23 protein-coding genes are annotated in these 23,333 nt (G+C 33.6%); 5 read left to right on the forward strand and 18 right to left on the reverse strand.

The window, feature by feature from the left end; genetic code table 11:
* Positions 1–165: 165 nt before the first annotated feature.
* The 10 genes from DK441_RS09685 to DK441_RS09730 form a co-directional block, all read right to left on the reverse strand.
* A complete protein-coding gene (locus DK441_RS09685) occupies positions 166–813 on the reverse strand; it encodes an HNH endonuclease (protein WP_109098533.1) in 648 nt (215 codons plus the stop codon).
* The gene (locus tag DK441_RS09690) at positions 810–2,060 is read right to left on the reverse strand and encodes an AAA family ATPase (RefSeq protein WP_109098534.1); all 1,251 of its coding nucleotides are present in this window, start codon (positions 2,058–2,060) and stop codon (positions 810–812) included. The genes DK441_RS09685 and DK441_RS09690 overlap by 4 nt, the downstream gene beginning before the upstream one ends.
* A gap of 75 nt (positions 2,061–2,135) precedes the next feature.
* The gene (locus DK441_RS09695) at positions 2,136–3,320 is read right to left on the reverse strand and encodes a hypothetical protein (RefSeq protein WP_109098535.1); all 1,185 of its coding nucleotides are present in this window, start codon (positions 3,318–3,320) and stop codon (positions 2,136–2,138) included.
* A 290-nt stretch (positions 3,321–3,610) separates the two neighbouring features.
* Entirely contained in the window at positions 3,611–4,474 is an 864-nt protein-coding gene (locus tag DK441_RS09700) for a hypothetical protein (RefSeq protein ID WP_109098536.1), read from the reverse strand.
* 1 nt (position 4,475) lies between these two features.
* Positions 4,476–5,126: a gamma-glutamylcyclotransferase family protein gene (locus DK441_RS09705; RefSeq protein WP_109098537.1), complete on the reverse strand. Its 651-nt coding sequence runs from the start codon at positions 5,124–5,126 to the stop codon at positions 4,476–4,478.
* 369 nt (positions 5,127–5,495) lie between these two features.
* Positions 5,496–5,798, reverse strand: coding sequence for a hypothetical protein (locus DK441_RS09710; protein ID WP_139062627.1), 303 nt, complete (start codon positions 5,796–5,798; stop codon positions 5,496–5,498).
* 135 nt (positions 5,799–5,933) lie between these two features.
* Positions 5,934–6,506: a hypothetical protein gene (locus DK441_RS09715; protein ID WP_160112028.1), complete on the reverse strand. Its 573-nt coding sequence runs from the start codon at positions 6,504–6,506 to the stop codon at positions 5,934–5,936.
* A gap of 400 nt (positions 6,507–6,906) precedes the next feature.
* Positions 6,907–8,361, reverse strand: coding sequence for a S41 family peptidase (locus DK441_RS09720; protein WP_109098540.1), 1,455 nt, complete (start codon positions 8,359–8,361; stop codon positions 6,907–6,909).
* A 64-nt stretch (positions 8,362–8,425) separates the two neighbouring features.
* Positions 8,426–9,187 carry an AraC family transcriptional regulator gene (locus DK441_RS09725; protein ID WP_109098541.1) on the reverse strand — a complete coding sequence of 254 codons (762 nt, stop codon included), beginning with the start codon at positions 9,185–9,187 and terminating at the stop codon, positions 8,426–8,428.
* Positions 9,188–9,265: 78 nt separating this feature from the next.
* The gene (locus tag DK441_RS09730) at positions 9,266–10,750 is read right to left on the reverse strand and encodes a hypothetical protein (protein ID WP_109098542.1); all 1,485 of its coding nucleotides are present in this window, start codon (positions 10,748–10,750) and stop codon (positions 9,266–9,268) included.
* Positions 10,751–10,917: 167 nt separating this feature from the next.
* Here DK441_RS09730 and yiaA point away from each other — a divergent pair, with 167 nt between their 5' ends.
* The 5 genes from yiaA (at position 10,918) to DK441_RS09755 (ending at position 15,188) form a co-directional block, all read left to right on the forward strand.
* Entirely contained in the window at positions 10,918–11,394 is a 477-nt protein-coding gene (gene yiaA / locus DK441_RS09735; RefSeq protein WP_034242593.1) for an inner membrane protein YiaA, read from the forward strand.
* A 328-nt stretch (positions 11,395–11,722) separates the two neighbouring features.
* On the forward strand, positions 11,723–12,079 hold the full coding sequence (locus tag DK441_RS09740) for a hypothetical protein (RefSeq protein WP_109098543.1): 357 nt from the start codon (positions 11,723–11,725) through the stop codon (positions 12,077–12,079).
* A gap of 131 nt (positions 12,080–12,210) precedes the next feature.
* Positions 12,211–13,491, forward strand: coding sequence for a DUF2157 domain-containing protein (locus tag DK441_RS09745; protein ID WP_109098544.1), 1,281 nt, complete (start codon positions 12,211–12,213; stop codon positions 13,489–13,491).
* 489 nt (positions 13,492–13,980) lie between these two features.
* A complete protein-coding gene (locus DK441_RS09750; protein WP_109098545.1) occupies positions 13,981–14,526 on the forward strand; it encodes a GDYXXLXY domain-containing protein in 546 nt (181 codons plus the stop codon).
* A gap of 317 nt (positions 14,527–14,843) precedes the next feature.
* Positions 14,844–15,188 (forward strand): DUF6515 family protein, encoded by a 345-nt coding sequence (locus tag DK441_RS09755; RefSeq protein WP_109098546.1) that lies wholly within the window; start codon positions 14,844–14,846, stop codon positions 15,186–15,188.
* An 85-nt stretch (positions 15,189–15,273) separates the two neighbouring features.
* On the opposite strand, the gene DK441_RS09760 is transcribed toward DK441_RS09755, so the two are convergent.
* The 8 genes from DK441_RS09760 to DK441_RS09790 form a co-directional block, all read right to left on the reverse strand.
* Positions 15,274–15,888 (reverse strand): SPOR domain-containing protein, encoded by a 615-nt coding sequence (locus DK441_RS09760; RefSeq protein WP_074410348.1) that lies wholly within the window; start codon positions 15,886–15,888, stop codon positions 15,274–15,276.
* A gap of 498 nt (positions 15,889–16,386) precedes the next feature.
* Positions 16,387–16,524 (reverse strand): hypothetical protein, encoded by a 138-nt coding sequence (locus DK441_RS26515; protein ID WP_160112029.1) that lies wholly within the window; start codon positions 16,522–16,524, stop codon positions 16,387–16,389.
* Positions 16,525–16,994: 470 nt separating this feature from the next.
* Complete coding sequence (locus tag DK441_RS09765; protein ID WP_109098547.1) at positions 16,995–18,596, reverse strand: hypothetical protein; 1,602 nt, start codon at positions 18,594–18,596, stop codon at positions 16,995–16,997.
* Positions 18,597–18,684: 88 nt separating this feature from the next.
* Positions 18,685–20,376 (reverse strand): lysine--tRNA ligase, encoded by a 1,692-nt coding sequence (lysS, locus tag DK441_RS09770; protein WP_109098548.1) that lies wholly within the window; start codon positions 20,374–20,376, stop codon positions 18,685–18,687.
* Positions 20,377–20,535: 159 nt separating this feature from the next.
* Positions 20,536–21,198, reverse strand: a complete 663-nt coding sequence (locus DK441_RS09775; RefSeq protein WP_109098549.1) for a suppressor of fused domain protein — start codon at positions 21,196–21,198, stop codon at positions 20,536–20,538.
* A gap of 26 nt (positions 21,199–21,224) precedes the next feature.
* Positions 21,225–21,740 (reverse strand): hypothetical protein, encoded by a 516-nt coding sequence (locus tag DK441_RS09780; protein WP_109098550.1) that lies wholly within the window; start codon positions 21,738–21,740, stop codon positions 21,225–21,227.
* 45 nt (positions 21,741–21,785) lie between these two features.
* Positions 21,786–22,187 carry an SRPBCC domain-containing protein gene (locus tag DK441_RS09785; protein WP_109098551.1) on the reverse strand — a complete coding sequence of 134 codons (402 nt, stop codon included), beginning with the start codon at positions 22,185–22,187 and terminating at the stop codon, positions 21,786–21,788.
* A 303-nt stretch (positions 22,188–22,490) separates the two neighbouring features.
* Positions 22,491–23,261: a hypothetical protein gene (locus tag DK441_RS09790; protein ID WP_109098552.1), complete on the reverse strand. Its 771-nt coding sequence runs from the start codon at positions 23,259–23,261 to the stop codon at positions 22,491–22,493.
* Between the last annotated feature and the right edge of the window lie 72 nt (positions 23,262–23,333).

The raw sequence follows: 23,333 nt of genomic DNA on the forward strand, positions 1-23,333 counted from the left end.
GTAGTAATCTTTAAATTAAGCACTTAGCCAAAACTTCTTATTTTGTTTTTAATTTTTCTATTTTAAAAGTCAAATTCAAAAAATTGACGGTCTTTGCAAAGAAGCACAAAACTTTCGGTTTAGCACTTATTAGCTATGTTTTATACATCTTGTTATATGTCGTTTTCACAATATTTTTTTATCTTGAAGATAGCATATACACATATAACTAAATTCTTTTTCATTATTACTAAACTCAATAACTTCATTTAAAAGAATTGCTTTCAATGCGGGCACATCTTCTCTTTCATATTTGTCAATAAGATTTTGAAGATCAATAATTTTTTCAGTTCTTCTATCAATTAGTTCTTGTCTATTGAGTTTTATTTTTTTCCAAGTTATTTCTCCTCTTTTACTCTCATTAACGTGCATTAATAGTGGTCCGAAAAAAGATAAATGTTCTGAAATTTTGTCTTTATAGGGATTGATTAATTTGGCTTCCTTTTTTTCAACATAGTTTCTTTTTCCATTGTTGCACCAGTAACAAGCAAATGTAAGATTTGACCAATTAAATGTTAGTCTTGGATATATAGCTTTAGGAATAATATGCTCAATGTCTCCTGGATATTGATGTGTAACTTGGCTTTCACAATATGCACATTTTTCCTTTGTTTCAAGTTTAATCTGATTTTTGACTTGTATGTGATTGTATTTGTTTTTATCAGAATCTGGTATTTTCTGACCTTTGTTAACATAATCCATCACAGTTTTAGTCCAATTCAAAGCATTATCAACTAAAACTTGAGGTTTAGCAAGTTCTTTTAGTTGAATCATTTCTTTTTACTTTTTTGAATTAAATCTGCAACTGAAGTATGAACAAATTTGTCAAGACCAATTCTTTTTAATTCAGTTTTAAATTGTTCAATATTTTCGGGTGTAATGCCTTTTTCAGAGTATTTATTTAGAATATTATCTATTTGATTATTGACCCATTCTGGCTTTGTTGAATCTATACCCAAAACATCTCTCAAAATATCATTAGCACTTCCTGTTTTGTCAATATTATCAAGAAGAATAGAGTGAACTTTATTGTCTTCGTTATAGTTCAAAACATAAACTGTAGAGTCAGGAACTGAGCTTATTATAAAAGGATTATGAGAGGCTACTACAAACTGTGCTTTAGGAAATGCCTTCAAAAAGTTTGGTAAGAGTGTTTTTTGTATTTCTGGATGTAAATGATTTTCAGGCTCATCAAAGGTTACGCAAAATGGCTGATTATTATTTTCAAACATAAATATTTGCCAAGCAAGGTCAATTATTGATGCAATACCACCTGAAACTCCATCCATAGCGAATTCTCCGGATTTTGTCTCTAGAATTACTTCTGGTATTCTAATTGATATTTTTTCAAAACCCAATTTTGGCGGTAATACATTTCTCAAAACATCTTCAAAGCCCTCAAAGATTCTTACAGCTTCATCATTCCTGCTAACAATTTGATTTCCATAACCAAAAGTTGCTAAAGAAATTAGAGTTTCTTTAATAAAATAAGTTTCAGATTTCTGTATACTGGTTGCACCTTGATATCTTTGATGCTTAACACTTCTATAATTCTGATAAGCTATTTGTTTAGATATTGCTTGGGTTGAAATGTTTGGTACGTTTTGATATTTATAAATTGGTCTATGGGATGGAATATGAAAACCTGCTATAGGTTGTTGAGAAGAAAATTGTATTCCATATGTTGAACCAACTTGAGTAGGCACAATAATATTAGTATCCACACCATTTACATAGCTAATATTACCAACAACATTTTTATTATTACTATTATTATTTGGTGATTCAGAGTTAAAAAGATCTTTCCAAAAATCACTAAAGAATTTCAATCCGCCAGTCTTTTTGTCTTTCTTTGGTGTACCAACAAGTTGACTAGGCCAACCAAAATGTCTATTTAAAAGGCCAAGTATAGTTGTCTTTCCAGCTCCATTTGCTCCAGTAATTATTGTCAATCTTGGATGAAAATCAATATCAATATTTTCATATTGCCTCCAAGTATTAATTTTTATTTTTTTAAACATTCAGTTTGTTTTTAATGCCATATAACATCCCGTATAAACGGTCGTTTTAATGCCGTTTATACATTGTTACCAGCTTTAATTTTGAGATGATTTTTCAATCAAACTAATTAATACATCAAAAGGTATATTAGCATTTCCTCTATATTCTTTCCCTGTATTATTGTCAATTCCACTTGAATGATTACTGTCGTCACCTTTTCCATTTGCAAACCAAATATTATCTGGATAAAAGTTGTGAAGCCAGAAACCATCAATGATATTGTCTTTCTTGTCTAGAAATAGTGTGTATACATAATTATTCTCTTCTACACAGCAGCTGTTTTTAGATTCAATTCTAGGTTTGGTAGCACCATTCATAATGTGAGTACTAATTTCCCCCATATGATAAAAGGTTGTTGTAAATGTTATGATATGTGTTGAATTAGATGGTGGGTTATCACTCCCCTTTACTTTTCTCTTTTTTTCTAACACTTTTCTTTCAAACCCTAAAGCTGAATGATTCCATATTTCATTAGATGAGTTATCGTCAAAAAAGAAAACCTTTTTATTCTCAGCTAAAATCAGTCTAAGTATTAAATCAAAAGCACCAGGATTTGGCTTGATACTATTATTGCTTCCGACTCTGCCATAGCCATTTGGTGTCAAATAGAAATATGATGCTCCAGCTAATATTTTTAAATCTGCAGCGGTAAATTCAATTTCTAGATTATCTGCGTTTTTTACAGTGATATTTTTTATAGGTTCTTTAGTTAAAGCACCCGCAGCCCTAACTCCATTACAAAAACCTTCCCAAGATTGAATATCTGGAGTAAGTGGTCCTCTAGCTGTTAATTCTCTTTTAGTAATTTTAAAATCCTTATTATTTAGATAAATATCCATTTTCTCAGCGGGAGATAATCGAGCTATTTCTTCTTTAGTCATTTCTTTAATTTTATCCCAATTCAGACTTTCAATTGAAGGAAAAGACTCCTCAGATGAATACGAGTTAAGCCTTGTACATAATCCTCCATAAGTCCAAGAAAAATAATCTCCGCCCCAAGGAACATTATTACCGCTGACATAATAATTATCTGTACCAAAGAAAACATCTTTAAATTTATCAGTAGTGTTATCGTTAATGGAATATTGATTTCTGATATAATTTTTAATCCAGCATAATTGATTTTCAAAATGTTCAGTCTCTGGATTACATATTTGAGAAAAAACACTTGTGTAGATTAAATTGACAAGTAGTAGAGTAATAATTGCTTTTGATTTCATGGTGATAGTTTTTATTGCTGGTAACAAACGGGTATAAAGGATATATATCCTTTATACCCGTTTGTATCTTTTAACCCCCTAAAACTACAGCTACCTTTTTTATTACGGTTACGGGAAACCACATGGTAGGGGAGAAAGTTTTTTGTATGCGATTTAGGTATCAGGTGTCAGGTATCAGGTGTTAGGTAGTAGGTATGGGGTTTTAGGTGTTGGGTATTGTATTGTACGGATTGCAAATCCACGCTTTCGGGTGAGAACAAGCAATTACTGATAGCCATTGTTGGTAATAGTTATTTTTCCAAATAATTCCAATCAACGTGAAAATCAACTAACAAGGATTCGTCTTTTTTCAAGTTGTATTTAACTAAATGATAAACGCCTTCTGAAATTTTTTCAAGTCCTAAAAGTTTCGTTTTAGTTCCATCCAATTCGAATTTATAGGCATCAGGCTCCTTGGTAAAAAGCTTTTTTAATCCAATAATTGAAGAAAAATCAACAATTATTCTGGCTTCTAGTGTATCCATTTCCATTTTCATTCCTATGTCCTCGTTACCTTCATTAAACCCGTTGTAATAAGTAGTCGCAGAGAAATAGCAATCACTATTATCTACATTTTGTGAAATAGATCCTTTAAGATTTTTACTTGGTAAGTCGGTAAAGGTCAATTTTTTCCAGGGGAACAAAATGTTTTGGTCAACTATTCCGCTAGACGTATCGGTTAGCTTAATTGAATTATTTTTAATGTTATATTTATTAAAACGGAAGTAATGATACTCACTGAATACATCAATCTTTTCTTCTAGTCTATCATTATATTTTGTATAAACAGGTCCATCTTTTGGATTTTTAATATGTAGATATTTTACATATACAGTTTTAGATTCTTGAAGTAATGGGACATTTTTCTTTTCATCTAATTCAAGCTCTAGGCTTTCTTTTTCCTTTTCCATCGCACTCTCCCAGTCCTTTTTGTTTTTTTCTTGTTCTTTTTGGATTCTAAAAAGTTCATCCCTGTGCTCATTCTCTAGCTTTAAGAGCTTTTGTTCATTATTGCTTTTATAGTGGCGAGCAATAACAAACCAGCCGAATCCGAGTAATGTTCCGATTCCTGTTAACATGGTTAATAAAGTCTCAATGTTATAATATTCTTCCATATCACTCGATGTATATTTTATTGAACAGTGACTCGTCTTTTAAGTTATCTTTTAAGTAGGTGTCAATAGTATTTGCATTGGGCCTATAAATGAATGCTCGCCTAGGGTAAATTCTATCATTTGCCCAAAACTCATTCCAGTGTTCAGTAGATTCTATAAACATTTTGGTAAAGTTTAATTCTTTAGCCTTATCAAATTTTGCCTCTATTTCTAGACAACCATTAATACACATATCGACATAGGATTGAACAATTGGAAATTTTTTGTTTGGAAAGTTATTTTTGAGTTCTTTAAAATTGTCAAATTCGTTCAGATATGTCCAAATCTTAATATTAGGATCTTTAATATCAAAGAGAAACTTAATTTTATCTTTATCTAATAATTCTCTTGAATATCCTTTCTCTCTGCTATCAATATTCTTAATTTCTTCTTCACTAACTTTGTAAATGACTCCGTTGACGATCGATTTAGAATCCTTTATACAACCTAAAAAAGTTGTGGATAAACTGTTTCCACCCGTCCTGGCAAACCAACCTCTTTTCAATCCAGACACTATAACTGGATAAACATCTTTTGCATTAGGTGTAGTTCGCAATCTAGATTCACTTTCGATCAGTGAACCATATCCAAATATGTAGTTTTGTTCTGTCATAATTATTGCTATCGGTCTCGTGTATAGCGAATTTCTACTCACAAACCTTTTTTTATGTTTATACTAATAACTTCTACTAGCAAGAAACTTGTAGCGGTAGGAAATCTGGTGTTGCCCAAGTAATTAATATCGTTATTTCCAAGAGCCTACTTCTTTAACTGTAAAAAGACCTGGGTAAATACATTTTTTAATTTCACGTTAATCACTTAGCCAAATTTTTTTATTTTGTTCTAAGGCCAAATCAAAAAGATTTGACGGTCTTTATAAAAAGACACTAAACTTTGGGTTAAGCATCAAACTCCTATCAAAATACTTGTCAGAGTTAAAATAGAGGATACAATTGGAACATATTCGGTCATAAAACGTAATTTATCCTCTTACTCCTCCTGTTGCTCTTGGTGGTCTAGGTTTAGGCGGTTTGTCACCACCACCTCCGTGAGGTCCGTCTTGGGTATGAGCACCATATTCACTCCCAAAATTTACCAGAGCAGATTCTATTTTGTCATATATATTAAAAACCTCCGTTTTTTCTATTTTGTCACCAAAAATTTCAGTTCCAATCAAATTAGCAATTGATAGATTTTCTTTAACATAAATTAGAGCTTTTTGCTCTGGAGTCATTTCGTCATTAATTGTTCTCAGTACTTCGATATGTTTGTTAATTTCACTCATAATTTTATTTTTAATATTTGCTAACAATGATATATATGTATCAGTACACATATACCCGTTTGTACTTATTTATAATCGTTTACAACCATTTATTTCATCATAAAAACTACTATGGGTATAAATAGTTTTTTCATTTTAATAAATTCTGGTTTCTTCAATAATTAATTCTTCGTTTTTCAAAAAAGACTGGTTGCCATCAATTAAACAATGAACCATAGTTCTACTTTCAAAATGTTTTAAAGAAGAATCAATATCATCAATTTCGTTTCCGTCGATGATTATCTCTGCAATGTTGCCGATAACGTAAGGAGCAGTGTTTTTTAAAGTCCCGCAATTATGCCCAAAATCAATGATCGTATTGTCAAAATTATTATCCACTGCATGTACATACTCGTGTACAATAGTATTACTTATCGAACTTGTATCTCGGTATAATTTTCTGGAATTAAGAAAAAGATTATTGGGTTTACTCTTTACAAAGTATCCAAGTACTTTGCTAAATCTCCATCTTGGTTTGTATAGTTTAACTTCGACTTCCAAGCTGGTGTTTTGAATGATATCAGCAATTTCTTGCGGAGTTTTTTTCGAACAATTAAAATTAGTATGTTGCCTTATTAATTCGTAAAATTCATTAGAATATAATACTTCATTAGCATCTTCGACTGCTAACTTAACTTGTTCATAGTTCCCTTTGTAATTGATTTTCATATTTGTGTGTTGTAATTGAACACTCAAAAGTTGTAATTCTTCTAAAGGCATTCAATACCCTGTATTGGGTATTTTTATGAAAAAGGGAGGTGCGATTGTGGGGATTAGGTGTGTGAGGTGGTAGGTAGTAGGTCTGGGATGTTAGGTCTGAGGTGTTAGGCGTACCCTTCGGCTACGCCTGTCCTGAGCCCTTCGATACACTCAGGACAAGTTTGTCGAAGGGCTCAGGGTACGGATATGAATCATCAAAACATGCACTCTTCACGTACCCTGAGCGTAGTCGAAGGGTACAGTATGGGTATGTCACATCGAGTGCGTGAGGAACGAGCGTGTATCGAGATGGATTTGAAAACGATAATATGATGGATTCTCGATAGCTCAGGACAGGCACGTCGAAGGGTTACTTCGAACTTATTTTTTTAATCGCAAACTCTAGTTGTGTGTCTCTATGGGTAAGGAAATCGGGGTAGGTTTGTACCACTTTATCATCGGGTTGTATGCCATCACCATACTGCTCATCGGGTAGTTGTCGAACATCCTGCTCCAGGTCAACTATCGAGAATTTAAGTTCTAATTTAGAATGGGGCAATTCATAATGTACAGGGATATGTCCCGTATGGCCATAGTACCCGCCCAGTGTTTCTTCGCCGATTACAATAGTATCATCGTCGCTTTTTACCAAACTGGCAAATAGAGAGCCTGCCGACGCTACAGGAGGATCAATCAAAAGTACCAGATCGCCTGTAAATGCATTTGGTTTGGGTTGCCAGGCAGGATTAAAGGTAGCGTTTTGATAATAGTTACCATCCTTAAAAATCGAATGTTCTTCTTTTAATTCTTTGGCCAGTTCATCGATATCATCATCGAGATAATAATTAGGAAAAGGAACTTCCTGAAAAAGAGTATGTGCCGTAGTGTTTTCTCTAAAACTTCGATCGGTGAGATAGGAGTACAGTAATAAGTCGTTGGGATCATTACCGCCGCCATTGCCTCTTACATCTACGATTAGCTTTTGGGTATGGTTATCTTTTAGCGCTACAAAAACCGAATCCAAAAAGGTGGCGTACTGCTTATGGCCTTCAGATTCGGGTCCTCCCATAGCAAAGGTGTTGATGTTTAGATACCCGATGCTGTCTTTGTAGGTAAAGAAGTAATCTTTGGTAATACGGTTATCATATGCCGCAGAATGCCGCTTTTGATAATTGTTAAAAAAGGTAATGTAATCTACACTTTGCACCGTAGCAGATGTAGATTCTGCTTTATTTTGGTACTGCAATGTAAATTGCTGTTGCTCCCCAAAGACCAAATACATATAAAAAGCAAACCAGTCAGAATCCAGATCGGTATACTTACCGGTTTGGTTATACCCATCGGTGCTTATAAAATGCCCGCAGCGTTTTGCGACTTCGTCTATAGGCATTTTGTTGATAGCCAGGACTTCGCTACCCATAGCAATACCATTGTAGGTGTAATTTGTATAGAGTTTTCCATCGATATATTTTAATGGGATAGGAAAGAAAATGTCTTTTTTATTTAATGCCTCATCCAAAGCCTCGGGATAGGTCAGGCCGTTATGGCAACTCCCTGTGTAATCAATAACATTCCAAAGTAGGGTATAGAACTCGCGATAAGTGGTAGTCTCAGAAATCTGAGCTTTATTGGCAGCAAAAGCACTATCTACCTGTTCTTTTTTTCGATATTTATAAAGCCCTGCATTCGCTTCTTCATATATAGATTGAAAGAGGAGAAAATCTTCTTCCATTTGATCGGGGGTCATAGCGAATAGCGGATCTTTTTTTTCAGCTTTGCATGAAAAAAGAAGGATGATACTAAGGATTGCAATAAGATGCTTCATATATAACTGATTTCTACAAAGAACGAGGCATCTTGTGTAACAGGCTTGTATAATATTGACAATTTTATAATAACCGATCCTGAAATACTTTGGGGGATATACCAATATACCTTTTAAAAGTCCTCGAAAAATGAGCCATATCGGTAAAGTTATACTGGTAAGCAATCTGGGTAAGTTCTGAGTTTTTATGGATAGCTGTTTTGGCAGCCATGATCTTTTTCATTAACAGGTAGTTTATCGGTGTTAAACCCGTCTCTGTTCTAAATTTTCTGGTAAAACTAAACTTGTTGATATTGGCGATTTTGGCCAGATCTTCTAAAGAGATTTTTTGAGTGAGGTTGTTTTCGATATAACAAGTAATGGTATTAAAATCCCGAATGCAATCATCATAATGATAAGCCAAAACAGTAGAGTATAGGCTTAGTTGCCGGATAAAGCTTTTTAAATACTGCTCGGTTATGGGTAGATCGTGTTTTTCCTGGGCTTCTTTTAATTGAAAAAACAATCGAATTAAGGTGTTATCATGAATAACGCGTTCTGAAAAGTGTAAGGTCTTACCATTAAGAAAGAATTTTACCACATCATTAGAGAGATAAAGTGTATCAAAACTCACCCCAATATCTTTGTCTAAAACAGGCGTGGTATGTACCTCGTAAGGATGTGTAACAGAAATGGCGCCGGCACTACATAATAAGGTTTGGTGCTGTAATTGCGTTTGCTCGATTCCCGAACGAACATAAGAGATACAAAACGTATCGTGATAATGCATCGGGAAATCCTGCGCTTGATCTGTAATGGATAAAAATTCAAGATTATCTAATGGCATGGTATGATCTGATCTCAGGTTAAATTTTTCAGGAAATTAGCAAATTTATGCGATAGACCACACAACTCACCTCTTTTTTTATTGATGTACCAGCTGCAAAGTGTTTTCATATAGCGTACTACCTTCGACCTTAGTCTTTATCCAGGCATAAAAACTCATATCAAAAATATCTTCGTTTTCGGGAGTAGGAGTGGTGAGTGTAGTATACATCTTATCCTTAAATGCTGCTGTGGTGACCACCTCTGGTTTGCGGTAATATATAGTGGCTAGTTTTAGGAATTCTGATGCTCGCGTTTCTCTATTGCTTTTAAGATAAGCACCATGTTTCTTTTTAAAACTGTTAACTCTGGATTCTACGATATCGATATGATCCAATTCTATACGCAACAGGATCTCGATCAGATTTTTCTTAATTACCCAGGCCAGGCCAGCTTTTTCGGTATACCAGTGATCACTGTGGTAAAAATCATTAAGAATACCCAGGGCTTCTTTACACTGTTGTTGCTGAAAATAATATACAATGTGACTTAGCTTAAGATCCAGAATATAGGCAATCTGGTCTTTGTATTTCTCGTAATCAAAGGTGTCTAAGATCATGATTGCATCTTTTGCCCGGCCAGTATAATTAAGATTAAGTGAGTGTAGTAAGGTATATTGCGGAAAAAATCGCTTGTAATACTTGTCCTGGTGTTTTTTCATCTCCTCATGCATAAGGGCCAGGTACTGCTGCGAGGTCGTAAAATCTTTACTCCTAAAATAAGAATTGGCTACATAATACAGAATCTGGATATGGTAGAAGAGGTGTTTGTCGATTACATCTTCTTTGGTGTCTATTTGTGTATAGACTTCTTCTACAAAAGGAAGTATGGCACGATAATCCCTGGTGATATGAGCCGTTTGATTTGTAATCTCCAGGATCTTAAATAAGGATCGAAACGTAAGATCTTGTGTGATCGATAATCCAAACCTGGATAAGGTGTTTTTTATAATCGGTACGGCATCTCTTCGTTGTTTCATGAGTTCGTGCTGCACAGTGGCATAAAACAGGTTTAGGTTTTCTTCTTGTTGTAGCGATTTTTTATTACTCCTGAAATTAGCAAATAAAGCCTCTATTGCTATCCCGCGATTAAGATGAGCGTATTGAATCTGGGTGTAGTAAATCTCATTTAGGATACTGAAAAGTGCATAGGTTTTGGCCTTTTGCTCGGCTTTGGCAATGGTTTTAAAAGCAATTTTATATTGTTTCTGTTCAAAGAAACTCCTGCTGGCTCTAAGGAGCTTAAGAGTTTCCATCTCTTCTGAAGTTTCTTCCTCAAAACTTTTTGCGGCAATAAAATCAATGAGCGTATCATGCAATCTTTTGCATAGTGCGTGATAAGCGCCCTTGGCTCTTTTACCATAAATCTGAATATCGAGATCTTTAGCAGTTGATGTGGTATCCAAAAGCTTAAACAGTTGTATGTTTTTGGTATCGTTTCTTTTATTCTTTTGCCGCAATATCGCGATGAAATTTCGCTTCGATTCGTCGGATAAGGTGTGGATTATAGAAGAAATAACATGCATTGTATCGTAAGTATAATTTTGATAAAGATACTATGAATATTGATACAATTAGATTATTAACATAAATATATCGTAAGTTTTTATTGAAAATAGAATTTTATATCAACGCATATCATCGCACATTTGTCCTGTTCGAATGAACAATTGAATCATCAAAATCAATTATTATGAATTACAAATTTAGTAACGATGTATCCGAGGATACCGTAATCGAAAATGTAGAAAAGAAAGAAAACAAAGTATATGACCAAAAGCCAACACCGGCTTTTATATCAGCATCATGGTCTGCACTGTTTATAGGAATGATATCCTATTGCACCGGATTATGGAATGCGGGTATGGTACTTAACGAGAAAGGATACTACTTTACCATCCTGCTATTTGGATTGTTCTCTGCCGTATCTGTGCAAAAAAGTGTTAGAGATAGGCTAGAGGGGATCCCTGTTACCGATATCTATTACGGAATTAGCTGGTTTACTACGCTTACCTCTATTTTATTGCTGATTATCGGCCTGTGGAATGCCGATCTGGAGCTTAGTGAAAAAGGGTTTTATGGGATGTCTTTTACCCTTAGTTTATTTGCTGCCATTGCAGTGCAGAAGAATACCAGGGATAAAAAGTTTATCGAAAACAGTGAGGAGTAATTAAATCCGAATTATCAATGACGTTAAGTTAAGCTTTTAGCTGTCAGTCTGAGCCCTTCGATAAACTCAGGACAAACCTGTCGAAGACATTTGAAAACACAAATTTGAAAAGCACTTCGACAGGCTCAGTGTGACAAGAAATTTTAAATATTATCCTTAACTAAACGACGTTGCCGAATTGTGCATTAGTACTTCGATATAAAGGGTAACAAAGTGAAATCAAAAGAAGGGACCTTAGGGAGGCTTGAGGTCTCTTGTTTTGATGATTAAAAAAGACGGCCGTGTGGCTGCGGCTGTCTTTTTATAATCACTAATAAGTCTAATAAAGATGAAAGAAATCAAAAATGTAGTACTTATAATCAATGTATTGTCTTTTGTAATCACTTTAGGGTGTTACGGAATTATGGGAGAGAAAGATGGGCTATTTGCTCAAATTTTTCTTGGCGGTATTCAGCTTAGTATTGGGCTGGGTTTTTTTATTCAATGGAAAAAGCGAAGTGCCATGGTAAAAAAGAATGTACTGGTATACTGGGGTATAGTTTTGTTATATGGTGTTTTATTTCAAATGGAAATAAATGATCTACATATGAATAGTAATAGAGAGTTGATTTTCTTAGAGATTATACCCATGTGTATCGCCGCGTATTCTGTGTTTATTACATATCTGAATATAAAAGATAAGTAGAGATGAGTGCAAAACTGGTGCATATTGTAATTTGTAAGTATTCCTGTATACAGTTGTATTGATTGACATTTTAATACTTTTTAATTCTAAAATGCACAACGGATTAAAAGTCCACTAAACAACATAATATTATGAGTTCAAAATTTAATAAAGAGCTGCAAACACTGGTAGGAGATAAGATTATTTCTCCCGAGCTTGCAGATAAAATAGAGCAATACTATGCTACCAAAGATGTGGGAAAGCCTAATAAGCTATTTATGATCTTTGGGATTTTTGGAGCATTATTAGTCGGGTCCGGTATTATTTTAATGCTGGCACACAATTGGGATGATTTTTCGCGATTAACAAAAACAATTTTAGCATTTGGCCCCTTGCTATTGGGGCAGATCTTTACAGGATTTTCGATTCTAAAAAATAAAAGCGCCACCTGGAAAGAAGCCTCGGGGACTTTTCTGTTTTTTGCAGTGGGTGCCTGCATGGCATTGGTAAGTCAGATCTATAATATCCCGGGAGAATTAGGCTCTTTTTTACTTACCTGGATTATCCTCTGCTTGCCATTGGTATACCTGTTACGATCACATGCAGTGGCCTTGCTTACCATATTACTAAGTACATACTATGCTGTAGAGGTTGGATTATGGAACTATAGAAATACAGAAACTCCCTGGTTGTATATTGCTTTTATTGGGGCTGTGTTACCATATTACTACAGGCTTATCACAACAAATACGGCCAGCAATACGGTTACCATTTTTACCTGGATTTTACCAGCAAGTATCACAATTGCATTAAGTGCATTTATCGGTCGTAGTGAAGATCTTGGTTTTGTGATGTATATCACCATGTTTGGACTCTTATATACGATAGGAAGACTTCCTGTATTTAAAGAGTTACGAACACTTAGAAATGGTTTTTTGATCATTGGTTCACTAGGGACTGTAGTATTGTTGATGATCTTTACGTTTCGTTGGATATGGGACGAACTCCCAGAGACATTTACTTATGATACTCAGGAGCTCTATACAGCAGTAGTAGTATTCTTGTTGAGTATCTCTGTGTTGGGGTATACGGTTATAAAAAAGGGAATACGGGCTGTTAATCTGTTTCAGGTAGCTTTTGTAGTCTTCCTGTTAGTGTATTTCTTACTTCAGGATACAGGTGTTTTACCGGTTGTATTAATGAATGCATTAGTGTTTGCCCTGGGGATGTCTGCCATAAAAATCGGAGCAGATAAATTTAACTTCGGGATCCTTAACTATGGATTATTGATCATTTCGATATTGATTATCTGTAGGTTTTTTGATACCGGAATGAGCTTTGTTGTTAGAGGAATTTTGTTTGTGATGGTAGGAGCAGGGTTCTTTTTAACCAATTATATCATGCTAAAAAAACAACAACGTATTAAGAAGTAATTTGATGATATACTCTAACATAAATAATGTATTGTCGTTTAGTTAAACTTAGCTGTCAGTCTGAGACATCCAATAAAAATTTTATCCAGTGTTAAAACTGACGTTCCAAAGCAGAGCTTTGAAATCTTTTTTCACCAGTATAAGGTTTGTTTTGCGTTTGCAACATCTATGAAGCCCTGGAAAGATTTTAGCACAATAAATCTGGTTTTCAGTGAAATTGAAAAATACCTTGAAAAAGTGCCTTTTCTTTTGGTTCTGTTTGCTGCCGAGCAAGCAAAGAAAATGAACAGAAAGCCAAAACAAAGGAAATTAGATGAAGTTTATGAGTATATAAGTTTATGAAAAACAAATCATTATTAAATACGTCAATGGTAGCCTGTCGAAGACATTTGAAAACGCAAATTTGAAAGCACTTCGACAAGGCCCGTCCTGAGTTTATCGAAGGACTCAGTGTGACAAGAGATATTAAAAACAATAAAAAAAGAACAGATGAAACCGATTTATTTTATAGTATTTATAGTCTTGGCAGTAGTACAAATTGGTACTCCGCTAAAGATGATTTTTGATAACGAGGATATCCTGATATCGGGTACTGCATATAAATTTAAAACCAGACCTATTGATCCTACAGATCCGTTTAGAGGGAAATATATTACACTTCAGTTTGAAATGGACTCTTTTACAACATCAGATACTACTTATGTATACGGAGATAAGGTACGAGTGTATATAGAAAATGATGATGAAGGCTTTGCAAAAGTTGTTCAGATAAGTAGAGAACCTCTTGATATTGGTGGTGATTATGTTATGGCCAAAGTAACGAATACGTATAATGATGAAATACAGTTTGAGCTACCATTTGATAGATTTTATATGGAAGAAACCAAAGCATATGATGCAGAAAAAGCCTATAGAGATGTAAATAGAAATAATAAAAAAGATGATGTCTATGCGGTGGTATATGTTAAAGATGGTGCATCGGTTTTAGAAGATGTAATTATCGAAGGGATACCGATACAGGAGTATGTAGAATGAGTTGTTATGTATTAATCCTAATTTGTTTCGGGATCAAGTGTTTTTTCATTCCAATAAGTTGTCATCCCAGACTTGATCTGGGATCCACTTTTAGAGATGGATTATGGATTCCGGCTGAAGTCTATGCTGAGCGTAGACGAAGTGCCGGAATGACAAAGAGTGATTGTATTACAACAAATCGAATTGACGCTTTTTTATAAGATGAATCAAAATACATAACAAGTGTAAAATGATAAAAATCACATTTTTAATATTCCCAAATTAAACCTTTTTGTAATTCTAAGGTCTTATGATTAGAAATCAAAATAGTAAGGAATATGAAAAATGTAATGAAAATAGTGGTGCCGGTTGTATTGTTTGGGTTTTTAATGACGTCTTGTGCTACTGCGGTACAAGTGCGTCCGGCACGAGGAGTTGTGGTTACCAAAGTACATCACCCTAAAATTATAGTGCATAAAAATGTAAACTATTATAGAAGCGCAGGTGTATGGTATGTAAAAAAAAATAGAGCTTATAAACGAGTTAGCGTTCCTGCTGGAGTACGGGTGGCTACCCTACCCAGAGGATATAAGACAGTAAAAGTAAGAGGTGTAAAATATTACAGATGTAAAGGAGTATACTACAAGAGATCAGGTAGAAAATATGTTGTAGTACATGTATAGTTGTTGCATTGAGTTGGTTAGTTAGTTTTGATGGGGATACCCCGGCGTGAATACGTCGGGGTATCCGTTATATCAGAACCTGTAATTACCAGGCCTCTTCAATCTGTAGTCGTTCTCCGTTTTGATATGAAGCGATAAAAGCATTTCTAAACCCGAGTCGTACTAATTCTCTACGAAATTTTTTGGCTTCATTAAGTGTTTCAAAATTTCCTAAGGCATATTTATTAAATCCACCACTTTTAATTTGTCTGAAATTCACAAAATTCTCAGAATACATAGACAAATCTATACTTTCAAAAGCTCCAATTTGTACAGCATACACCAATTCATCTTGCAAGGAACGACCATTTCCTACTCCGCTACCACCAGAATCTGATTCTAATTCCTGATTCATAGATAGGTTTTTAACCGTTTCTGTTAACTCAGCGATTTTAGTATCCCGTGTCGTTACCTCAGATTTATGCTTTTTCTTGGTAACCATGTTTTCTGGAGTATTAAAATTCATAAAATACACAGTCCCTGCAACACCTAGTAATGCAATGATACCTAGTATGATGGTTGCGATCTTAAATTTTCGAGAGTTTTCTTTTTCGTCTTTTACAGCTTTGTTACGTGCATAATCCACAGCACGCTTAGATTCTTCGACTTTTTCTATTTGGTCTTTAAAACCCTGTAATTCTTCGTCTGTTATAAAAGGCATCTGATTTGTGTTTAGATATTCAAATATAATTGTTTATTATAAAATTTCAAGGTTTTGAGAGCTTTAGGAATATTTATATATTGCAAACTAAAAATACTACGGTAAAAACGTAATAATAGTAAGGTTATTTAATATATAGATAACATTTATATATAAAAGTATAAATATCTTTGCTACATATTAAAATGATTGAAAGGGAATTATTTGATTTTGGATATTGATGATCTGTGATATCCAAATCTTTAAAGTTGAGAATACGTAAGGACAACATTTTCGGCAAGGAACACCCGGATGTACTAGGATGTCATTATTGCATTGTTAGAAAAGTATGTTCGAAGACAACTGGGAAAGTCTTATATATCCGGAATTGTTTGAGGGGAAAACGCAACCAGTAAGGTTGCGTTTTTTTTATCTGTATAAATATAATCCAGAATCAGGTTGTATTATCTTGGTTTTTATTTGTTACATACGACCAGTTGGATTCTATTTTACTTCATCTTAACCACGTCTACATCTTCCTCCTACATGTCTCCATCCTTTAGGGCAATAATCTGGTGCAGTTCCTCCATTAATTTTAATTTGTGTGTTCTTTGTTAACTTTTTTACTCCTGTTAAACTTTTAATGTTTTTTAACATGTTATTTGTTTTTAATTATATAAATATCTCCCAGGCTTTTTTTTAAGGCATCTGGGATCTATGCCTTATTCTATAGTCATGATTATGATACATATTGGTGACTACCTTTTTATTTAGAATAATTACCCTTGTATGTATCATTATTATTTACCTCAAACATAGATTAGATGTAAGAAATGATGCTATAGAAATAAGAGGTTTGTGACGAATTAGGTTTAAATAGTGATAAAAATAAAAATCTAGGGATGAATTTTTTTTTGATGGTATGAGTTATGGTTAAACATTATGTTAACGGTGGGTTTTACATATATCTGTATTGTCTTTTTTAAACTAAAAAAGTCATTAATCTTGATTAAAATTTAGATGTTCTGTCTTGTATTATCAAAGTTGTCTAAAAAGAAAGAGGTTGAATTCTATGTTAAAAACATAGAATTCAACCTCTTTTATGTAGTGATTTTTAGCTTTTGCTATTAGTTTCCGTCTTGAGTAGTTGCTGAACTACTACATTTGGTAAGTTCATTACAAAACTTTAGTAAACTTTCCTGATTGTTTTTGTACTCTTTATTAGCAACTTTTTCGATTACTGTTGGGCAACCTTCAGCATATTTGGTAAGGTTCTTTTTAAAACCAAAAACAAAACCAGCGGCCATAGTTGATTTTCCTTTTTCACTTCCGGCAGGAAGAATAACCATCTCAGATTCATTAAATAGATATAAATTAATCTTATCAGACTCAAAAAGCACTTTACAAAGCTTATCTGTGGCTCCGCCTAATACCATTTGCCCGGCATCTACAGCTCCAGATTTAATAGAAGATTCTTTAAACTTAATATTTCTGTAATGAAGCCCATCAACAAAGACAAGTTCTTTACATTTTTTTGCACTCTTTACTCTGCTTCCGATTGGAGTACCGTTTTGATCATACTCTACTGTTTTTAGCTTATATCCGATTGAAGCAATATCACTGGATTTGATATCAACCAGCGTAGTATCATTTTCTTTGGTAATTAAATATGCTTTATTTAATTCTATATCTGTAGTTTCTTCTTTTTCCTCTTCCTCTTCAGGTACATTGCTTAGATCCTCGGTAAGCACTTTCATGTGTCGAGTGTTTGTTTTATTCGTCTCTAAAGATTTGATGAGTTGCTCTGCCTTTTTGATAAAATATTTACCATCTTTTTTATCATAATTATTATCGATGATTTTCTGAGCGTACTCTTTTACTTTCTCCGGCATTTCTAGATAGTAGTACAAATTTGCGATGTTGTAATAACTGGCATATCGTACCTTTCTTATTTTACGTTTATCACCAGGGTAGTTTGGGATTACACTATTAAAATATTCGATAATAGGTTCCATCTCTTTTTTGATCTCATCGATAGGCTCATCGTATTTGATTTTATCAAACGAAGCTTTTACCTTATCAAACGCTTCGTGGTGCTTTTGAAATTCTGGGTGCTTTTTCGAGCCTAAAATCCATAAGTATTCATATTCGGTTGTATAAGGAATGTATCCATATGCACGATTTGCATAGCTATTGATATTGCTTATAATCGTGTTCTTATGAGCAGTTCTATACTTGTTTCTTAAGTTATGTCGATTATTGTTGTAATAATCTTTTGCCTTGTTATAGCTACCAAAAGTACTACTCTTATAAGTAGTGCTTTCTGAATATGTTTTTTGGAAGTTTTCTGCTGTTTCTGCATTGTTAAACGATAAGGAGGCAGAAGATGAATAGGTAACAACTACCATATATTCGTAGCTTACAGAAATGACTTTTCCTTCTTTGTCCTTTTTCTCAATTTTGTTCTTATTGATATTGACTTCTCCTATTTCTGTACCATTAAACGTGTAATTATAATCTAATGTTCCTTCAGATTTTACTTTTGAGAATCCAGAAATTGAAATCCCCCTATGATTGGTAGAATACGTTCTTTTGGTATCGTCCAGAATGGGTTTGGTAGGTAGTTTTACATAAGAAACTTTAAAGTTTTCTTTATCCAAATCTGCACTTTGCGCAAACGAAATTAGACAAAACAATAGGGTAATAGATGTTAGCAATCCTTGTTTCATAATAGTTGAGGTTATTTATAAAATAGCCGCCAATATAGTTAAAAAAATGTTAACGTGCTATTTTGAAACAAGGCTCCCTGTTCTTTATCTATTCGGTGACTTCTATAATTAGAGCATCATCGGTCTTGGTCACTTTTGTTAATCCTAATTTAGAAAGCCCTTTGATACCTTTATCCCAGCCTTTATTACTTAAGCCTGTAGCGCTCTTAAGTTCTGATAGATCCATACTTTTTTCTTTTTTAAGAATCTCAAAGATGGCTTTTTCATTGTCATTAAGCTCTACTTGCTTTTTCTCTGGACGCATCTGCGGGAAAAATAGTACTTCCTGTATAGATTGATTATTAGTCATAAACATGGCCAATCGGTCGATACCTATTCCGATCCCCGAGGTTGGTGGCATCCCATACTCCAGGGCACGTAAAAAGTCCTGATCGATAAACATTGCTTCGTCATCACCTTTTTCAGACAATTTAAGCTGATCTTCAAAACGTTCGCGTTGATCGATAGGATCATTAAGCTCTGTATAGGCATTTGCCAGTTCTTTACCATTTACCATAAGCTCAAAACGTTCTGTAAGCCCTTCTTTAGAACGGTGTTTTTTGGTAAGTGGACTCATCTCTACAGGGTAATCGATAATAAATGTAGGTTGGATATAATTGGCTTCACATTTTTCTCCAAAAATTTCATCTATCATTTTTCCGATCCCCATAGTTTCATCAACTTCAAGACCTAATGCCTTAGCTGCTTCACGAACTTCGGCTTCGCTCTTTTTATAAAGGTCATATCCGGTATGCTCTTTTATCGCATCAAGAATACCAATACGCTTATAAGGCGCTTTATAATTAATGATGTTATCCCCAAATTGTGCTTCGGGAGTTCCGTGAAGTGCGATGGCTACTTTTTCTAACAACTTTTCGGTCGTATCCATCATCCAATGGTAATCTTTATAAGCAGCATACATTTCCATTACAGTAAATTCTGGATTGTGAGTACGATCCATACCTTCATTTCTAAAATCTTTTGCAAACTCATACACTCCATCAAATCCTCCTACAATTAGACGTTTTAGATATAGCTCGTTGGCAACACGAAGATAAAGAGGAATATCCAGTGCATTGTGATGTGTAATAAACGGGCGTGCTGCTGCACCTCCTGGTATAGGCTGAAGAATAGGAGTCTCGACCTCTAAAAAGCCCATTTCGTTATAAAAATTGCGAATGGTATTTACAATCTGTGTGCGTTTAATAAAAGTATCTCTAACTTTTGGATTCACTACCAGATCAGCATAACGCTGACGATATCTTAACTCCGGATCATTAAATTCATCAAAAGTATTTCCTTCTTTATCTGTTTTAGGAAGAGGAAGAGGTTTTAACGATTTACTTAATAGTGTAAAGTTTTTAACCAATACGGTCTTTTCACCAACCTGGGTAGTAAAAAGCTCTCCTTCGATACCTATAAAATCACCTATGTCTAATAGTTTTTTATAGACTTCGTTATACAAGAGTTTGTCCTCACCAGGACAAATCTCATCTCTGTTAAAATAGACTTGTATGCGACCATCGGTATCTTGTAATTCTGCAAAAGAAGCTTTACCCTGTATTCTTCTCGACATTAATCTACCTGCAATAATTACCTTTTTACCTTCTTCAAACTTGCTCTTTATCTGTTTCGAGGTATAGTCAACCGGATACAATGCAGCCGGATAAGGATCGATACCTAGATTGCGTAATGCGTTTAATTTTTCTCTTCTTACAAGTTCTTGTTCTGATAATTGCATAAATTCGTCATTTTAAAGGCACAAAAATAGCCTATTTGAAGAATTTAATGAAAGGTCTGATTAAAAACTTTTGACCTCAATTTTAAGACTTTGAAAAAAGCAATCTAATCTTAGTGCTTATCAGGTATGTTTTATACGTGTACCTTGCGTGTTCCTCTTTTATATTACAGCTTCTCTATCTAAATCACTATAAGGATAATGTCCTTTTTCTTTTAGTAATTTGAACAATTTATCGCTTCCATTTTGTCTTGCATAGTCCATTTCACTTCTAAACAATTGTAGGCAAAGTAATAAGTGATGTTCTCTATCTCCGATTTTAAATTTTTTGCCATTCGGCTCGTATAAATCAAATACTAAACACGTGTTTTCTTCGTCTTCTCCATTCGGGATTTCTATAGTTTCTTTTGGATTAAGAACTGCTTGAGAAGAGTACATCCCAATTGAAGTTAAAAATCCACAAGCATTTCTTTCAGCCAAATTAAAAGGCGTTTGGGGATCCTTACTAGCATGATAGTCATATTTTGTGAATGCGACTAATTCATATGTTCCCAAGCGATTTTTTAAAGGGCCATTACCATTTGGGTCTAATAACTCCATGGTTGCAAATCCAGTTCCTTTTATATGATTTGGAAAATAATACATATCTACAGCTCCACCAATTGCAAAAGGTATGATTGCGTGGCCAACTAGATCATGCATTTCTCCAAGAACATTTTCAAGTCCTTTAGATTTTAATTCATAATCCTTTTCGTGTTCTGCATCTGTAAAATCTTTTTCAATAGGCTTTTCCTTGTTACCAAATAATCTTTTTAAAAAACTCATATTTACTTTCAGTTTGTTTTTCTTGGTTACTCATTTCTATCCCAGATACTGCACGTTCTCCATTCTAATCCAGAAACCAGGTGCTTAAGTATCTTTTTATTTTTAACTTTAAATCGAATGGTCGAAGAAGGAGCCTCAATACTAGTTTTTGAATATTCGATTCCTTCAAAAATTTCTTTTTCCCATGTATCGACCAAATCCCAATTTTTATCCAGTATCAGTTCTAAGTTTTGAATTTCCCTATTAGAAATCGCGGTATACTCTGGAGATTGATCAATATTCCTAAGCATATCATTATAGGCGTTTAATTCCCGAATAGCACAAAGGTATAGTAATTCGGAAATTTTTTCACTACTAATTTTAATAGTATTGAGATAAACCCGAGACTCAAATTCTTTGAGGTGATAATATGCATCTGTAATAAATTGAAATGCAATATTCTTTTTTAAGGGTAAATCCGGAACCTGAGTGCTATATAAAAAGTAAGTAGCTTTCACATATGCATCATCAATATCTATTATTTTTATTCGATAAGAATCCATTTTTATTCTTTCTAACGAGGTGAATAAACCTCATTTTGGTAGGATTTATTTATTATTGACTGTTGCTATTTCTTTTATTCTTTTTAATATAATTCCCCAGTTGTTTTCAGTGTGTTTTTTTATTTTCTCATTTTCAAAACCTTGTTGAGTAACTTTTAAAATTGTATGCTTTTTTTTGAAATCTAATTGATAAGTGATAATTGAAACCATATCATTTAACCCTAATAAATTATTAAACTTCAAGATTTTATTTGCCTCTATTTCAAGAAAAACACCATTATGCATTTTTTCATACTGAAAAGGTATTTGACTGTCTGTTTTCCAGTCAGTGTCTGCATTATTTTTAAACAAATATTTAATATTTTCAGGATTGGTTACGACATCCCAAACACAAGGTAAACTTGCATTAATTTCAATTTCCTTAGTTAGTTTAGTTTTATTTTCCATTAAAGATTTAGCTTACTTATCGTTGTTTTGTTAGTTACAACCAACAATATTATACCCTCAATTAGATTTATTAGCGTTTGTGCGTATTTATTTGTTTTATGTTCTATTTTATAAAGATCAACGTTATTTTAAACTAGAGCCTTGTTTTATAATGATTTACTTTATCAAGCATGCTACAAAATAAAGCATGGCTAAATATTAATAATAAAAAACGTGTATATCGTCATATCAATAGACTTTGTGACGAATGTGTGTAAAAAAGTGATGGTTGTAATCGGTTTTGGTAAACGATTGAAACTATGCCTAATATAGATGTAGGTGGTCATCCTCTTTATTGCCAATGAAGATTGGGCCCAATTTACTTCCAATAAAATAGTGAAGAGGGTATTTACTAAATGCACTTTGTCCGTTAAGAGCCATCTGATAAAGTTTTAAGAAATGACCAGAACTATTTTGTTCAATAAATAATAAATTCTCTTGACAAAGTTTATGTTTATTTCTTTTCTTTTTTATGATACAAGAAGCCACGCTAAGTTTAATTTCTTTGGAGGCATTGGTATATACTTGAATAGGTGAATTGATTTCAACATCGCATGTTTTTAGATAGGTAAGTATCGAAGAAGTACCCTTCATTACTTCTAATCCGTTATGAACATATTTTTGATCGAACCCAATACGGATATCTTCAAAATTATTGAACAACTTCATTCTGAAATTCTCTATTTCAAATGATTCATCAATTAAAGAAATGTTTTCAGGTTCGTTTTTACATAAATACTTTCCACATAGGAGATTGATTAATCTCAAATATCTTTCGGGTTCCTTGATTCTTAATAATTCTTCTTCATCTATGTCATTAATCATCACGTTGAAAGGCAAAAGCCCCCATGGTTTAGTTTCATTTTTCGTCTTCCACCTTACTAACAAAAAAGTAAAATCATCTGAAATTTTCTTTTTATAAATGACTTCTATAGATTCCTCATTAAAATTAATAAAATCAGCATTATTTTGGGACGTATTCAATTTGATGAACTCATGTATTATTTTTTTGTCGGTTTTAGATAATAGGGGCATTTTTATTTTGTTTTTAATGTAGAAATTTGGTTTTGGTTACGATTGCAAATCTATGTGGTACAATAATGCTGC

Source organism: Aquimarina sp. AU58, assembly GCF_900312745.1.
In the GTDB taxonomy this organism is placed as follows: Bacteria; Bacteroidota; Bacteroidia; order Flavobacteriales; family Flavobacteriaceae; genus Aquimarina; species Aquimarina spinulae.

Coding starts and splice junctions, on each gene's coding strand:
- DK441_RS09685 (WP_109098533.1), bottom strand. CDS start 813: ATGATTCAACTAAAAGAACTTGCTAAACCTCAAGTTTTAGTTGATAAT.
- DK441_RS09690 (WP_109098534.1), bottom strand. CDS start 2,060: ATGTTTAAAAAAATAAAAATTAATACTTGGAGGCAATATGAAAATATT.
- DK441_RS09695 (WP_109098535.1), bottom strand. CDS start 3,320: ATGAAATCAAAAGCAATTATTACTCTACTACTTGTCAATTTAATCTAC.
- DK441_RS09700 (WP_109098536.1), bottom strand. CDS start 4,474: ATGGAAGAATATTATAACATTGAGACTTTATTAACCATGTTAACAGGA.
- DK441_RS09705 (WP_109098537.1), bottom strand. CDS start 5,126: ATGACAGAACAAAACTACATATTTGGATATGGTTCACTGATCGAAAGT.
- DK441_RS09710 (WP_139062627.1), bottom strand. CDS start 5,798: ATGAGTGAAATTAACAAACATATCGAAGTACTGAGAACAATTAATGAC.
- DK441_RS09715 (WP_160112028.1), bottom strand. CDS start 6,506: ATGAAAATCAATTACAAAGGGAACTATGAACAAGTTAAGTTAGCAGTC.
- DK441_RS09720 (WP_109098540.1), bottom strand. CDS start 8,361: ATGAAGCATCTTATTGCAATCCTTAGTATCATCCTTCTTTTTTCATGC.
- DK441_RS09725 (WP_109098541.1), bottom strand. CDS start 9,187: ATGCCATTAGATAATCTTGAATTTTTATCCATTACAGATCAAGCGCAG.
- DK441_RS09730 (WP_109098542.1), bottom strand. CDS start 10,750: ATGCATGTTATTTCTTCTATAATCCACACCTTATCCGACGAATCGAAG.
- yiaA (WP_034242593.1), top strand. CDS start 10,918: ATGAATTACAAATTTAGTAACGATGTATCCGAGGATACCGTAATCGAA.
- DK441_RS09740 (WP_109098543.1), top strand. CDS start 11,723: ATGAAAGAAATCAAAAATGTAGTACTTATAATCAATGTATTGTCTTTT.
- DK441_RS09745 (WP_109098544.1), top strand. CDS start 12,211: ATGAGTTCAAAATTTAATAAAGAGCTGCAAACACTGGTAGGAGATAAG.
- DK441_RS09750 (WP_109098545.1), top strand. CDS start 13,981: ATGAAACCGATTTATTTTATAGTATTTATAGTCTTGGCAGTAGTACAA.
- DK441_RS09755 (WP_109098546.1), top strand. CDS start 14,844: ATGAAAAATGTAATGAAAATAGTGGTGCCGGTTGTATTGTTTGGGTTT.
- DK441_RS09760 (WP_074410348.1), bottom strand. CDS start 15,888: ATGCCTTTTATAACAGACGAAGAATTACAGGGTTTTAAAGACCAAATA.
- DK441_RS26515 (WP_160112029.1), bottom strand. CDS start 16,524: ATGTTAAAAAACATTAAAAGTTTAACAGGAGTAAAAAAGTTAACAAAG.
- DK441_RS09765 (WP_109098547.1), bottom strand. CDS start 18,596: ATGAAACAAGGATTGCTAACATCTATTACCCTATTGTTTTGTCTAATT.
- lysS (WP_109098548.1), bottom strand. CDS start 20,376: ATGCAATTATCAGAACAAGAACTTGTAAGAAGAGAAAAATTAAACGCA.
- DK441_RS09775 (WP_109098549.1), bottom strand. CDS start 21,198: ATGAGTTTTTTAAAAAGATTATTTGGTAACAAGGAAAAGCCTATTGAA.
- DK441_RS09780 (WP_109098550.1), bottom strand. CDS start 21,740: ATGGATTCTTATCGAATAAAAATAATAGATATTGATGATGCATATGTG.
- DK441_RS09785 (WP_109098551.1), bottom strand. CDS start 22,187: ATGGAAAATAAAACTAAACTAACTAAGGAAATTGAAATTAATGCAAGT.
- DK441_RS09790 (WP_109098552.1), bottom strand. CDS start 23,261: ATGCCCCTATTATCTAAAACCGACAAAAAAATAATACATGAGTTCATC.